This is a genomic window from Mesorhizobium sp. BHbdii (genome assembly GCF_053848045.1).
Genome location: NZ_JBSPKX010000003.1, coordinates 263675 through 277197, shown reverse-complemented (window position 1 = coordinate 277197; position 13523 = coordinate 263675). Strand labels below are relative to the sequence as shown.

At 57.6% G+C, this 13523-nt stretch carries 11 protein-coding genes; 5 read left to right on the top strand and 6 right to left on the bottom strand.

Annotated elements, in window-relative coordinates; all coding sequences use genetic code 11:
- The first annotated feature begins 148 nt into the window (after positions 1 to 148).
- Positions 149 to 364, top strand: a complete 216-nt coding sequence (locus tag ACWTU8_RS18225; protein WP_455849270.1) for an exopolysaccharide production repressor protein — start codon at positions 149 to 151, stop codon at positions 362 to 364.
- A gap of 562 nt (positions 365 to 926) precedes the next feature.
- Positions 927 to 2795 (top strand): Wzz/FepE/Etk N-terminal domain-containing protein, encoded by a 1869-nt coding sequence (locus ACWTU8_RS18220; RefSeq protein ID WP_455849269.1) that lies wholly within the window; start codon positions 927 to 929, stop codon positions 2793 to 2795.
- Positions 2796 to 3060: 265 nt separating this feature from the next.
- Here the strand turns inward: ACWTU8_RS18220 and ACWTU8_RS18215 are convergent, their stop codons facing one another.
- The 4 genes from ACWTU8_RS18215 to ACWTU8_RS18200 all read right to left on the bottom strand — a co-directional run bounded on the left by ACWTU8_RS18215 (position 3061) and on the right by ACWTU8_RS18200 (position 9009).
- Complete coding sequence (locus tag ACWTU8_RS18215; protein ID WP_455849268.1) at positions 3061 to 4179, bottom strand: glycosyltransferase; 1119 nt, start codon at positions 4177 to 4179, stop codon at positions 3061 to 3063.
- A 266-nt stretch (positions 4180 to 4445) separates the two neighbouring features.
- Positions 4446 to 5411, bottom strand: a complete 966-nt coding sequence (locus ACWTU8_RS18210; protein ID WP_455849267.1) for a glycosyltransferase family 2 protein — start codon at positions 5409 to 5411, stop codon at positions 4446 to 4448.
- Positions 5408 to 6688: an O-antigen ligase family protein gene (locus tag ACWTU8_RS18205; RefSeq protein WP_455849266.1), complete on the bottom strand. Its 1281-nt coding sequence runs from the start codon at positions 6686 to 6688 to the stop codon at positions 5408 to 5410. Before ACWTU8_RS18205 ends, ACWTU8_RS18210 begins: the two co-directional genes overlap by 4 nt.
- A 263-nt stretch (positions 6689 to 6951) precedes the next feature.
- The gene (locus tag ACWTU8_RS18200; RefSeq protein ID WP_455849265.1) at positions 6952 to 9009 is read right to left on the bottom strand and encodes a hypothetical protein; all 2058 of its coding nucleotides are present in this window, start codon (positions 9007 to 9009) and stop codon (positions 6952 to 6954) included.
- 169 nt (positions 9010 to 9178) lie between these two features.
- Here ACWTU8_RS18200 and ACWTU8_RS18195 point away from each other — a divergent pair, with 169 nt between their 5' ends.
- Complete coding sequence (locus tag ACWTU8_RS18195) at positions 9179 to 10030, top strand: hypothetical protein (protein WP_455849264.1); 852 nt, start codon at positions 9179 to 9181, stop codon at positions 10028 to 10030.
- 186 nt (positions 10031 to 10216) lie between these two features.
- Here ACWTU8_RS18195 and ACWTU8_RS18190 read toward each other — a convergent pair whose 3' ends face one another.
- Positions 10217 to 10447 carry a hypothetical protein gene (locus ACWTU8_RS18190; RefSeq protein WP_352507960.1) on the bottom strand — a complete coding sequence of 77 codons (231 nt, stop codon included), beginning with the start codon at positions 10445 to 10447 and terminating at the stop codon, positions 10217 to 10219.
- An 81-nt stretch (positions 10448 to 10528) separates the two neighbouring features.
- Between ACWTU8_RS18190 and ACWTU8_RS18185 the strand changes: the two genes are divergently transcribed.
- Positions 10529 to 11155, top strand: a complete 627-nt coding sequence (locus ACWTU8_RS18185) for a hypothetical protein (RefSeq protein ID WP_455849263.1) — start codon at positions 10529 to 10531, stop codon at positions 11153 to 11155.
- 5 nt (positions 11156 to 11160) lie between these two features.
- Positions 11161 to 11838: a class I SAM-dependent methyltransferase gene (locus ACWTU8_RS18180; RefSeq protein WP_455849262.1), complete on the top strand. Its 678-nt coding sequence runs from the start codon at positions 11161 to 11163 to the stop codon at positions 11836 to 11838.
- A 273-nt stretch (positions 11839 to 12111) separates the two neighbouring features.
- Here the strand turns inward: ACWTU8_RS18180 and ACWTU8_RS18175 are convergent, their stop codons facing one another.
- Positions 12112 to 13500, bottom strand: a complete 1389-nt coding sequence (locus ACWTU8_RS18175) for a class I SAM-dependent methyltransferase (protein ID WP_455849261.1) — start codon at positions 13498 to 13500, stop codon at positions 12112 to 12114.
- Between the last annotated feature and the right edge of the window lie 23 nt (positions 13501 to 13523).

The window sequence follows — 13523 nt, the reverse complement described above, 5'->3', positions numbered from 1 at the left end:
AAGCGTCCTGGCACAGGTTGGGCGTCTTTATTCGCACATGCTAATATATTGGTCGCTCTGACCCGTTCCGATATGTTATGATGGTTAACGCGCTGAGGCCTGGATAGCCAAGGAGCGCGTCACGTCAGCGGCTGCGAGTGGGACGGCGATGTCCTTTTTGCTTTTTTTGCGAGGCCTTGTCATAGTACTGTTGGCATTCGCCATCAGTATATCTTTGCTCACCGGCTCCCTCTGGGGCACGTTTGTCCAGACGTTAATTTGTGGGATCTTGATACAGATTGGGTACTTTGTTGCTGTCATGCTGCTAGTGTGGCGCTCGGTCTCCAAAGAATCGGTGACTCCGAAGTCACACATCGCGCGATGAGTCCGAAAGGGAGCAACTGCCGAGCCACTTAGTAAGTGAGGCGGGCCACGCTCTGCCTTTATGGGCTCTGGCTGCTAGAGCAGGACGATCAGCAAGATGACACCCCACACCACGAAACAAAATGTGACTGCAGCCTGTCTTATTCGGGCACCGGAGAGGCTTTCCGCGAGGCGCCAGATGCGCGCAGGACACTTGCGGTGATCGTTAGTGCGCGTCTGTGATCGACGAGCCATTCCTGTTTCCCGCAGGACAGGCTCAACCGGAGCCCGGAATCTCTTGCTCAGATGTTTTGCCATTTGGCAACACGACTCAATTTCTTCCTTCAGTTGGAGCTTACGACATGCAGCGGAATTGCGGCAGTCGGAGCATGGGCCGCGTTAGGTTTCGTTTGTTGCATCGAGGTTAGGAGTTGCGCCTTTGGCGAATAGCGGGCCGCCCCGAGCGGTGCGCCTGTGCTCCGCGGGCGCCGATACTGAATTTGCAGACATGTAGTCAGATAATGTGGTATGGTATTTGGCACTACCAATGCGCTGCCAGTCTCATCCCACGGGTTTGAAGGCTTATGCTTCGCGAAGTTGAAAAGCACCCGGATTCTGCCTTCACATTCGGCGATCCTCAGTGGGGAACGATTGATCTCGAAACACTCGTGGCGGCAGCGCAACGGCAGTTGAGGTTCGTCCTTACATGCGCGCTCGCAGGACTTGTGCTGGGGCTGGCGTATCTTTGGGCCGAGGTGCCCTTGTACGAGTCGACTGCCAGAATCCTGATCGACAAGAACCAGCCATCCGTCGTGACGAAGTTAACAGAGACCGGAAGCTCCGCACAGCTTGACCCGATGATGCTGAGTCAGGTCGAATTGTTGCGTTCCGACCGCATCGGGCTAAAGGTCGTTGACAGCCTCGGTCTTGCTACCGATCGCTCTTTCTTGTCAGCGCCATATTCATTGCTCAACAGTCTCACAGCATCGCTCGCTCGGTGGCCATTCATCGGCAGTTCCGAAGCAAGCGGAGCGCCGGTGAAATCGAGTGCCGCGCGAGGATCCGATCCTAGATGGCAGGCATTTGGCATTCTGGCTGAGAATCTAACGGTAGCTCGTGTAGGTGAATCTTACATTCTGGAAGTCCAATTCCGGTCGCCTAGCCCCGAAATGGCGCAAAAAATAGCCAGTAAATATGCAGAAATCTATATCTCTGACCAAGTCGGAGCCAAAGACGAGTCGATTATCCGAGCTCGCGGCGCACTGGCGGAAGAGCTCGAGACGGTGCGGAAGCGATCGGTCGATGCCGAGCTCGCAATCCACAGGTTCCGAACAGACAATACGCTGACCAAGGAAACGCTGGTTACCTTGCGCCAGCTCGAACTTGAGGCGTCCTCTCTCAAGTCGCAATATGAACAGGTTCTGCAGCAGTACCAAGCGAGCCTGCAGAACCTTTCGATGGCGTTGACGGAGGCGCGGACAATCTCGGAGGCACCAAACCCCAGCAGACCGAGTTCTCCGAACAGCAGTCTTACGTTGGCGTTCTGCGTCGTGCTCGGCGGCATGGTTGGCGCCGGTGTGGGCGGAATTCGGGAGTACCGGGAGCGCTTTTTCCGCACGACGGCTCAAGTGCGCGATGAGCTCGGACTTCAGACGCTCGGAATGATCCCTTTGCTGGACGGGAAGCCAATTCGCCGAAACAAGCACGATCGTGCGGCCGGAGAGCCGTCATTCATCGAGGTGGGGAACAGCGCTTTCAACTGGGTAGAGCAACATCCGCGCTCGGAATTCGCTGAAGCGATGCGAACTGTGAAAGTCGCTGTTGACGTCGAGTTACCAAGGAAGAGCACCAAGGCGCTCGGCATCGTTTCTTGCCTCCCGGGAGAAGGGAAGTCTCTGGTCGCTGCTAATTTAGCGATGGTTCTTGCTATGCAGCGTTGCAAGACATTGTTGATCGATGCTGATATCCACAATCCTGGATTGTCCCCTATGTTAGCCAACGGCTGGGAACGAGGCCTATCCAACTTGTTGGCTGGAGAACTCAATCCGAGAGACGTGCTGGCCCATCAGTCATTGCCATTGAGGTTCCTGCCCGGCGTGAACCAGAGCCAACAAAAGGTCGCAAACACCGTGGAGCCTATCGAGAAAATGGGCGACTTTCTGCTCAAGGTGGGCCCTATGTTCAATTACGTTGTCGTTGATTTGCCCCCGTTGGCTCCAGTCGCGGACGTGAGGTCCTTTATCCAGCACCTCGACGGCCTTGTTCTGGTTATTGAATGGGGTGTGACCGCTCGTACATTCGTGCGCGAAATCCTCGACAACAACCCGACCCTGGCGGATAAATGCATCGGCGTTCTGCTCAACAAGGTCGATATCAAAAGAATCAAGCGGTACCAAAAATTCGGCAGCGCCGAATTTTACAGTGAACGTTATAGTCAGTATTACCAGGCCTAGTTGTGGAGCAGGCATCGTTTTGTCTTGAGCAGATAGCCCACGGAGGGGTTTGACGAAAAAAACTCCGTCGGGGCCTATCCGCGCGAGAGCGCAAGAGATGGTCTTCGTCGGCAAGGACCGGCGATGAGATACATCGTCGCTTCCTCCAGCCGGTGGGCTGCACGCTGGCATCGGACTTGGAGAAGGGCCAGGTTGAGAACCATGTCGGACAGGTGGGATGCCGAGATCGGCCCGGCTATCCTGGTCGCCAGTCGTTTGCCGGTCCTTACATCCCGCCACCCAGCACCGCCGTAGCGCGGGCACGCAAAGCATCCTGCGAATAGGCCTGCAGCGTATCCTGTCGCGCCTGCATTCCAATCCTCCTGCAGAGCGTTTCATCGCCCGCCAACACCAATACTTGCGTCACCGCCATCTCCGCTGAGGAAACAGTAAGCTTCAGCATATTCTCTCCATGCTTGCCGTAATCCCGGATTCCGCCGACGTCGGTCGCGATAATCGGAAGGCCGGCAAGCATCGCCTCGGCGACGACGATGCAAAACCCTTCCGTATCGGACAGGTTGATGAACACGTCACGATCACAGGCTAGCTCGGACCAGCGCGCGACATAGCCATGGAAATGCACGCGATCTGCAACGCCCAGCTCATCCGCCTTCCGTGAAAGCGCCTGCCGTTCCGGCCCATCGCCGTAAAGATCGAGGCTTGCAGAAACGCCGCGGTCTTGGAGCATTCGGATGGCCTCGATCAGGCGGTCAAAGTTCTTTAGCGCGATAAGCCGTCCGGCAGCAGCAAGGCGCAAGGGTGTGTGAAGCGCGTAATCGCGCTTGTGGCTGGAAGCCTCATAGGCGCAAAACAAAGGCACGATATGCGAGCGGCGCCTGCGCGGCAGGAAGTAGGCTTGCGTCTCTTGCAGCGTACTTTCGCAATCAGCCCAGATTTCGTCAACGCGCCAGGACAGGGCCTTGAGCACAGGGCCATAAATACCTGCGGCGCGCCGGGAGCGGTAGCGGGTAGTGTGTTCGAATGAAACGCAGTGCAGCCGAGGAGCAAACATCGCAACTAGCCGTCCCATGAGATTGGCCTGCTTGAGCGACAACGCAACCATATCCGGCCGCCACTCCCGGATGAGGCGCAACATTACAAAGAAGGTACCCACAAAGGTGCGCAAGGAAGGCTCTTCACTCTGTGACGTCAGGATAAGATTGTGCTCTCCGATCTTTGCGGCGATTTCATCGGCAAGAGCCCCGCGACCACGGCAAAAGGCGAGAATCTTCAGCTCGTGGCCGCTGAAAAATCCTGCTTGCAGCAGGGTGAGTAGCCCATGCTCGGCGCCACCGGGATCGAATCCGTTGATGAAGTAAAGAATTCGCATGTGATACTGAAGCACTCCGATTCTCTTGCACCTTCGTATTTACTGTCGCAAGTAACTGCCCGATCTTGTGTGGAATTCTCCTGCGCTTGTGGTGAGGGCTCAGTGGTGGGGTCTGGACACCTTTCAAGTCCTTACCCGCGTTAAGAGAGACTTGGCGACCCCGGAGAGCTCTGATTTCGCTTCCGTTATGGTCCTGTCGTCGCGGTACAGAATAGTCGCGTCGGAAGGATTCCAGGGCTGCCGCCTGAGTTGCTCGAACTCTCGCCATTCCGCCAGCATCTTTAAGAGCCGTCAGCAAAGTCTTTGCGCAAGGCGCGGTAGAACAATAGCTTGGCTGCACGGCGCACCTGCGGATCCATGCCCCTCGGCAGGGCGCAAAGAAAAAAGTAAACGTACACCCGCCATGACAATGGATCGTGCCACATCGCGCGAATGAGCAAGCGCGCTCCGCGTTTCACTTCGCCTTGAGCCACGCAATCATTGCCCGCCTTTGCGTACAAACGCGCGTTGCGCCGACGCGCGAGGTGCGTAAGTTCCGGCCGTCGCATGGCCCATTCTCGCGTGAGGCGTTCGGCTATCGGCAGAAGCGCGTCGAGTCTTCGGGTTATGTTCGAGCCATGGCGCCGTTTATAGACGAGTGCTTCGGCCACATGTTGAAATGTCCAACGCTCGGCTGCGCGCATACAAAACTCTGTATCCTCTCCAGCCCTGAATGCCTCGTTGAATAACCCGATATCTTCGACCATCTCCCGCCGCATAACCATACTGGAAGGGACAATAGGCCCATCAAGCAGAAAATACGTCGGCAGCGTATCGCATTGGTCCGAGCGATAGCGGCGCACGGCGACGTGTAGAGCATCGGACAGATCCGGAGCGGAAAAATCGACAAAATCGCCATAGACAAGACCTGCCTTGCAGCCATTGCCAAAGACGGCTAATTGACGCTCAAGCTTGTCCTCGGCCCAGAAGTCATCGCCGTCGAGAATTGCAATAAGATCGCCAGCAGCATGTCTGATGGCAAGATTCCTCGCCGATGAAAGCCCGATACCCGCCGTCGTCAGGACATGTACGCGCGGCTCCCTGCGACCCAGCGATGCAAGCACTTCCGATGAGCCGTCCTTCGAACCATCATTGACAATGATGATCTCTTTGATGTGGCTCGATGCGGTCTGACTAATCACGCTTTCTACTGCCTGCCCGATGAAGCGTTCTTCATTGTGGCATGTCATGATAACCGAAACACTCATCTCGTGATTCCTGGCAAGGGGCTCCCGACAAATCGAGGATGTCTCATGCTCCTGGGGTGGGTCCTCCGCATCCTGTGCAATGATAGGCAAAGCCCATGCCGCGTCAATTCAGGCAGGAGCGAGACAAGACTCAGCGTAACGAAAGCTCGTGTGCCGGAGGCTTCTGTTCCAACGTAAAAGGCGCAAGGAACAAGGAGCACGAGGGGCAGAAGCCGTGCCTGGGCCGCTCCGATCAATCCGTGAGAAAGCGCCCAGCTTAGAGTACGGCTTAAGCGAAACCATGCAGCAATCCATATGAGAACATAGAGGCTGAGCCCAATGATGCCGTTCTCGGTGAGGATACGTTGAAACTCGCCATGTATCCCAAGCCGCAACTCGTCAGGAAGTCCGCTGAAATCCGTATCGATAATATTCTTGAATTGGTTCGTACCCACGCCCATCAGTGGATGTTCGGAGATGAGTTGTCTGGACAGAGTGAAAGCAAACGCGCGCTGGACATTGCTCGGGGTATCTCCAGGGGCATATTTCCCCGTCGCGGCCAGATATTCGTATTGCCCCATGCTCGGCGCATCAAGGATGGTCTGCAATTGCTTTTCGACATAGTCGTTGTCGACTATGGCCGACAGCACGAAAAGACCCGCGAAGCCGGCGGCGATCGCCGGAACCATCGCAGCGAGCCGCCCGCGCACCAGAAGCGCGGCGGTCAGAAAGAGATAGATCAAAAACGCCTTGCGTTCCCCAGATAGCACGAGCAGGGGAAGTATCCCCGCCCATACAAACCAAAGGGTGCGCCGCTTGCCCCGGTTGACGAAGAGGAGGAGCCCTGCGAGCGCAATTGGAAGGAAGGTGAACGCGAGCCTCGGATCGAACAGATGCTTCCAACCGACCAAGTAGCCATGGGCGACATGCCAGGTGATCGTATAGGCGAGGATCAGCACCATGCCGAAAAGCAAGATGTTGACGGCCTTGTGCGTGTCGACCCGGCTGGCCTCCTGTGCCAAGGCGAACGCAAAGGCGCCCACAGCGGACGTCTGCAACAGCTCGCGCAGGCCATTCTCTGCGTCCACGCTGAAGGCCGAGACCATGTGCCAGCCCAAGAAGGGCAGGAGCAGTAGAAAACCGGCTGAAAAAGCCAACCTTCGCCAACGCCCCGTCGCCAGGCCAATCAAGAGCATGAGCAATGCGATCAGCTCGAACGGACGCAGCAATACAAGACCCGTCTCGAGCCTGATTGGCAGGAAGAGGCTCAGTACCGCGAATGTGAGAAGATAACGCATCACAGCTTTCTCGCGGGGCGATCTTCTTTAGCATGTTCTCTTCCCCGGAAACAGAACTTATTGGATGTATCAATGCCAGCCCGCGGAGAAGCACTTCACCCTGCCCCAGCCGACGACCTCATCGTTCCGCCCGCGGTGGCATCGCATATCGAAGAGGTTTCCGCCTGTTGGGAAAACTCACCCTCCTCGGCTGCGGGGAGGCTTACTGGTGGCAGAGCTCATCAGCAGTCCGACGAGAGTGATGACGCATCAGTCGATGCGTTCTAGCCGACGGTCTCGCTCTCCGGGGTCCAGGCTTCTGGCTGGTCGAGCACAGAGACCGCGCGAACATGGCAGCGAATCTTATGCCCGACATCCCGCGAGCTGAGTTCATAGCTTGTGCCGGTTTCGCCCACGATCGGAACGCCGTCACGATACCATAGACACTCTATTTGCGACGCAATAACGTTCGGTACGACGGTCAGCGCTTGGCCTGATGAAGCCTGGCCCGACAAAGCCGGCAAAGCCATGAACCCCGGGGGGACCTCGGCCAGATCCGTTTCTTTCTGCCGGACCTTTATATAGTCGATGACCATGTCATAGGTCTGGGATGGATCCGGTGAAGCACCACCCTTTTTGTCGTCATAGGCGAAATCCACCATGATGTATTTTTTCGCTGCGAGTTCCGGTGTCGTCGGAACGCGCGCCACTTCATAGCCGTCGATCACGAAATAAGTATAATCATCTTCGATCTGCGCATACCAAGTATGAAATTCGCCATCGTATACGTCGATCGTGCTGGGAAAACCACTTGATGGATCGACTTGATAGCCGGCGATTTTCCGGTGCACGCCACGTGGCGTGATATGTGGATCTGCATAGTCGAGTCTGGGTTTGTGCACGTGCTGGCTGATGTTGATATAGGCCCCATTGAGACCGTCATATTCCCAAAAGTCTGTCTCAAGACGATTGCGCGTCCGCCAGAATAGATGCTCCTTCCCATACGCCCAGAAAGCAGGAAAAAATCCCGGGCGGGGCGCGAGTATCTTCGGCAGTCTGGCGCGGATCTCAAAGATTCCCTTTCCCCAACACCGCCCCTGGCCATTGTTGTTCACGGAAGAGAATGCACCTGTTCTCCAACGCCGTTTGTGCAGGAGCCGGAGCGCCAGCACGTGGCTGGTGGCGTCGTGCACATAGGAGGAGGGCGACGCCGAGATCGGCGGGGTAGCGGCGTCAACACCAACGGTCGTCAGATGGGTCGGCGCATACCAGATGCTGCTTTGCGCGCCTTTGGAATCATCGACAACCGTGTTGGAGTCGAAGTCGTCAAAAAAAACCGTTGTGTAACCGCGGATCGGCGGCGCCGCCTCACCACGATGACCATATCGCCGCTCATTGCCGATGGCTGCCCAGGACGCCCACGAGGCTGAATCGAACGCATAACGTGCCGGTTTGTCGTTCGCATCCACAGATGAAGGAGGGCTCTGGCGATAGGGATGAGCGTCGGGCAGGGCGGATTGCCGGCCGATCCGCCACATGCCCCATCCCATTAGCCTGTCGATCTGGGAGTCATTTAGTTCGCTTTGCCCGATGATGACGCAATCGATCGCGACATCGGCCCTCATCGGATTGTTCACATCGCCCATGAAGCTCTGCGATTTCATCCGGTTGGGTGTCAATGCATAAACCGACTGGCCGGCCGTCTTGACCCCATTCACCACAGCCTGCATCATGAACCCGCGGCGGTACCCGACCATGACATTCCAGTCGTCAAAATCGGTCGAGCACTGTCCTTCCTCGCTCTTGCGCTTGCCGTCATGGAGCCGCGAAACGAATGTGCCGGCCGAGGGCTTGAAACAGACCTGGGGCTGGCGATGCACCGGGCCACCCTCCGCGCCATTGACGCAAAGAACGGAAACGTTTTCCGCGTCGGCGTTGATCGCCGAATTGCACCGGGCGATCACAAGCCACCAACGGTGAAGGTACGGCGCATCGTTATCGGCGGGCCAGGTCAATGCCTGTTTCGTGCCCTTCTTGAAGAGAACGCCGCCGTTATTGGGAAGCTTTGTCGGCCGCAGGGAGGGCTCGGCCTGCACCGCAGCCACCGGCTTCACGCCGCCGGATTGCCATGAGGAGACTTCGCCTTCGGCCAGATCCTCCTGAAACCAGGATTTCACAATCATTTCCGGGAACAGACCAGGATGCCAGGAGTGAGCTTTCGGCTGCGAGCCTTGCGCCGGACCGGCGGCGCGAGCATCCCGTCCTGGGCGACCGGCGGCCGCCAGCACAAGGACGGCGCAGGCGGCCCGCGCAAGGTCCCGGCGAGAAAGGCGGCTGGTCATTGTCGTGTGCCAATAATTGCTGGTTTCGGGATGAGACTCCGCATGGACACCCGTTACTTACTATCGCGCTTCTCCTCACAAGCTCCGCAGCATATCATAGGTTCCAGTTTAGCCTTTCAACGACAGCCAGGGAAGTGGGTCGCGCCTGATGCGATAACGGAGAAAGCAGATGCAGACCGCTGACAGGATCGGTGCTTCGCCTCCCACCAGGCCGGGCAAAGCTCTTCCGCCCAATGCGCTTCTATTGAATTGCTTTGGCCGAGGTGGGTCAAACATTGTCTGGAATATCATCGGCAGCTCGCCGGATGTGTTGAAGCCAAACTGCGAGTGGCATCAAGGCGTATTCGGACGCTTCTACAAGCTGCGCAAAGCAGCGTGCCATGTTGGCGGGGCCGTCAACTGGGCGTCTGTCCCCTTCCTCTGGCGGCATATGCTCGCAGCGACTGCCAAAACGATCCCCGCCGGGGAGCGCAACGAAAAGTCCCAAGCACGCTACGTCGTTTTGAAGGTATTGGATTACTACATCGCATTCGACGACGCGATCGCGCGCGGCTTTATGGAAGCGCGGAACCTTGTGCTTACGCGGCATCCATTGCCGATGTGCGAAGGGCTGATACGCAGCGGTCTCAGCGAGGCGCGCGCGATCAAATGGTACAATGATGTGACTAGCCTGATGTTCAAAGCTTCGAGGAAGCGTGATGCGCTATCGCTTCGATTCGAGGACTTGATCCAATCACCGGATACCTTTGCTAAAAGCCTTTACGACGCGCTCGGCATAGCGGCAGCGGAGGACGGAAAGATCTGGTTTAAGGTTAAATCATTTGGGACGGAGCGGTTGACGAACACAAACGCCGCAAAAGGCGAAAAGCTGCGGATAAAATTGGATGAAGCACCCGATCACATCGCACCAGACGTCAACACCCGAGCGGTTGCCCGCCTCGATCATTCAGCACGACAGCGGATTTGGACAGGCACACGCAGAACCGCGGAATTGTTCGGCTATGGAGCCGACAACTTCTGACCCGTTCGTTCAAACGTAAGCGGTCTTCTGGAGACACCTTCGCGGGCGGGCCTGAGGGACAATGTTCGAAGTCTTTGAGGGCTTCGACACATGACGATTTCAGAGCCTCCCGCTGCACGGTGTGCTTGCGAAACGCCACACGCCCTGATCGCAGTAGTGGGCCTCGGGATAGCTCTGGCGCTCCGTCTAAATCTTGCGAGCGCCGCCGAACGCCTCGATCAAACCGGCGGAATTGATCTGGAGAGCGCGATACGGATGATCATTCGCCGCTTCCCAGACCGCCGTTACGGAGTCGAGATCGCGGCGCGGGCGGCGAGGATGGGATATATGCACCATCGGCTTGCCGCGCAGCGGAAGGATGCTATTGTCGATGATCGACTTGGAGCCGGCACGGGCAGTGACGATAGCGATGTTCATCGGGCGCTCTTACAGCTCTATTAGTTGCCGGCCGCAGACAGAGAGTTTGACCTGCGCGAGCAAAATATGCGACGGATGGCAATGGGCGGCACCCTAGCAACGCTGCGCGGCCTCCTCTTCAAGGTGGGAGCCCTGCGTCCGTTCCAGCGTGATGTGGCGATTGTGTGGCTTCGCCACGACAGCCGGCAGGTCCACCTGCAGGAGGGCTACGGCGGGCAACCGATCGAGCGCTTCCCTCCGTACGAGTTCTTTCGCCGCTACACCGTTGGGGATGTTGACGGTGCGAAGGCGGCGTTTCGCGCATGGTACGTCGAGCAGTTTCGCAAGTACCAACGCGTTTCCAAGGCGAAGGGCGGCCTTCACAACGGCTCGCTGTATCGCCAGGTCGTGGTCGAGCACCAACGCGCCGGCATGGTGCTCGCGGCGAAGCAGCCGGTCTTTCAGCAAGACCTTGTCGAGCGCGCCATCGATCAGCGAGTCGACGAACGCTTCGCGTTTTTCGCGAGCGTAAAGGATCGCGGGTATCAGCCCGAGGCGTCGGATCCAGTTTTCGGTGTGTTGCACGACGACGACGACACGGTCCACCTCATGGGCGGACACCATCGCGCGGCCGCCGTGCTTGCGCTCGGCCACGAGACGCTCTCGCGCGTTACGGTCCTCACTCCGCGCACGCGCGCCCTGTTCTCGCGCCTGAGGATTGTGAGGTGACGCCAATGACCGACGAAGAATTGCGCGCTTGGGTTCAAGCCGAAGAGTGGTACCAGACCATCGAGCTCTCCAACGGGCTCACCACTCGCGGAAGCGTGGACTCGCGCGCACGCATCGCATTGCTCGAGAAGCACTTGGACGTGCGGGGCAAGCGCGTCATCGACATCGGTTGCAACTCAGGCGCGTACTGCTTCTGGGCGAAGAAGCGCGGTGCGCGCGAGGTGGTGGGAGTCGATATTCTCGAGAAGCGTATCGTGCAGGCGCGGACTCTCGCGCAACACGAGAAGGCCGACATCTCGTTCCAGACGCGCGGCATCGCCGAGCTCGGCGATCTCGGACCGTTCGACGTCGTCATGTGCTTCGCTGTCCTAACGGAGATTCCGGATCTCCTCGGTGCGCTGAGCGCGCTGAAGAAGGCAATCGGCGGGGTCGGCTTGCTCGAGCTGAGTCTCGCCAAGCCGCTCGCGTACCTCTCGCATTCGAAGAACTTTGTTCGTGGCTACAACGGCATATCGAGGCGCAAGGCCGTGCTCGAATTGCGCGAGCACAAGCACGGCTGGATGCTCGATCCGAGCCTGGAGGTCGTCGAAATTGTGCTCGGCTCCGATTTTTCGGTGACCGATCTCGGGCCCAGCGTTCGGTACCAGATGCTGAAGATCGACCGAATCCGCCCGCCGCTATAGCCGTACCTCATTCGACTCCGCGGCCGTAACCATCGGTCGAGCAATCCGCATCTATAAGAGTCCCGAACGTTGTGAACCAACGTTAAAACGGGCCGTAAGGAAAGCCCATTGGCTGGTCGTCCTCACCCCATTCACCAGGGCCTGCATCCCGCCGAGCCACCAGCCCGCTCTGGATTAGATTACAATCTTCGTTCTTTCGGTGAGGAGAACCATCAAGCGGGATCCATCGCGAGCAAGCAAACACGATGGGTCCGGCCCCAGAGTGTTCAATCCTTAATCAAGCAGTGCTCGGTTCCAGGGATCGTAGTTGATTATGTTGGCGCTCGGGGCGACAGCATTGACGTATCCACTCCACCTATCATACCACCTGTCGAGCCAACGAGGCGCACCGTAATCTCGAGACAATCGCCTCGCTTGCATCAAGCGAGAAGCCGCCTTCCCGGCTTCATGGCGTCCGCGGAAGCCGGGCAGAATGCTGAGCGCGGCCCCGACGAGAGCCGGACCTCGTTCCAAAACCCTGCGACCCATGGCATGAGCGAGGCTTCTCCGGGAGTTTTTGGCCGGCTTTTCACGCTCGAGGATCTCTGCCTGCACAAGCTGCTTTATCAACCGATCCTTACTTGGCCGCAGCGTGATCACGGTAAGCGACTCCGCACAGGTGATCAGATCGAGAGCTTGGTCCCCCTGGTAGGCGCCAAGTCCGGTAGTCTTCGGGCGTAGAATGTCGTAGTGCAGCACCAACCCATCGAGAACCGGTTCTTCCAGAGCCAGTTCGTCCCGGCGCACCAGACGATTTGCTGTAACCTGCGGCCACCGCTCTACGCCTTTCGGGAGGAGGGCGGTGACATTGTCGGGGAGCCCGCCCGCTGACAAATGATCCAGGAAGGTACTCTTTCCGGACGAGGTTGGTCCAGCCACAATGAGCAGGTGCCGGATACGACGGCGCGTCGCCTTTATTATTGTGCGATCCTTGAAGGCCGAGCGGTACGTTTGCACTTCGCAGAATACGCCAAAGTGGTTTGTCAGGATCTGTGTGACAGCCTTGGGCGAAAAAAAGTACTTTTGCTTCGCAGTTATCTCGTTTGTGACCGCATGTCCTTCTGACACATAAATCACTGGCCGGCGCTTAAGAGCCCATCCCACTGCAGGCGTGATGTTAAGCTTGCGCGCATCGTGCCCGCCAAAGCCAGCAACTTCGACGATTAACGAGTGGCGCGTAATCTGCACCAACTTACGGAGACTGCCGATCGGATCGGCCAGATGATGCAGTACATTGAGGCACAGAACGATATCGAAGGGATCCGCATCCGAAATTCGCTCAATGTCAGCCTGCAGATATTCGGGTGCATAGCCCTTGATATCCGCGATTATTTTTGCCTGTCGGATCCGCTCTGGATCGATATCCAGGCCGCGCACATGTCCAGCTCCCCGCTCGCAGGCGATCAAGCTGAAGTAGCCAAGATAGCACCCGACATCAAGAACGCTTTTACCGGCCAAGTCCTGTCCAAACGCAATATCACACAAGTCCAGCCGCGGAGCCCCTGGTGTACGCCGTCCAAAGGGCAGGTCAATCGCTTGGTAACCAAGTTCTTCGGTGCACAAGAACTGATCAATTGCCCCCTCGGTCCATTCCATTCGTTGGGAGCTTGGTGTCGCGTTCATAGTCGATCCTCCTTCGAGCGCAG

What these genes read in the sequence shown, in the direction of transcription:
- ACWTU8_RS18225 (WP_455849270.1), top strand. Translation starts at nt 149, where the DNA reads ATGTCCTTTTTGCTTTTTTTGCGAGGCCTTGTCATAGTACTGTTGGCA.
- ACWTU8_RS18220 (WP_455849269.1), top strand. Translation starts at nt 927, where the DNA reads ATGCTTCGCGAAGTTGAAAAGCACCCGGATTCTGCCTTCACATTCGGC.
- ACWTU8_RS18210 (WP_455849267.1), bottom strand. Translation starts at nt 5,411, where the DNA reads ATGAGTGTTTCGGTTATCATGACATGCCACAATGAAGAACGCTTCATC.
- ACWTU8_RS18205 (WP_455849266.1), bottom strand. Translation starts at nt 6,688, where the DNA reads ATGCGTTATCTTCTCACATTCGCGGTACTGAGCCTCTTCCTGCCAATC.
- ACWTU8_RS18200 (WP_455849265.1), bottom strand. Translation starts at nt 9,009, where the DNA reads ATGACCAGCCGCCTTTCTCGCCGGGACCTTGCGCGGGCCGCCTGCGCC.
- ACWTU8_RS18195 (WP_455849264.1), top strand. Translation starts at nt 9,179, where the DNA reads ATGCAGACCGCTGACAGGATCGGTGCTTCGCCTCCCACCAGGCCGGGC.
- ACWTU8_RS18190 (WP_352507960.1), bottom strand. Translation starts at nt 10,447, where the DNA reads ATGAACATCGCTATCGTCACTGCCCGTGCCGGCTCCAAGTCGATCATC.
- ACWTU8_RS18185 (WP_455849263.1), top strand. Translation starts at nt 10,529, where the DNA reads ATGGGCGGCACCCTAGCAACGCTGCGCGGCCTCCTCTTCAAGGTGGGA.
- ACWTU8_RS18180 (WP_455849262.1), top strand. Translation starts at nt 11,161, where the DNA reads ATGACCGACGAAGAATTGCGCGCTTGGGTTCAAGCCGAAGAGTGGTAC.
- ACWTU8_RS18175 (WP_455849261.1), bottom strand. Translation starts at nt 13,500, where the DNA reads ATGAACGCGACACCAAGCTCCCAACGAATGGAATGGACCGAGGGGGCA.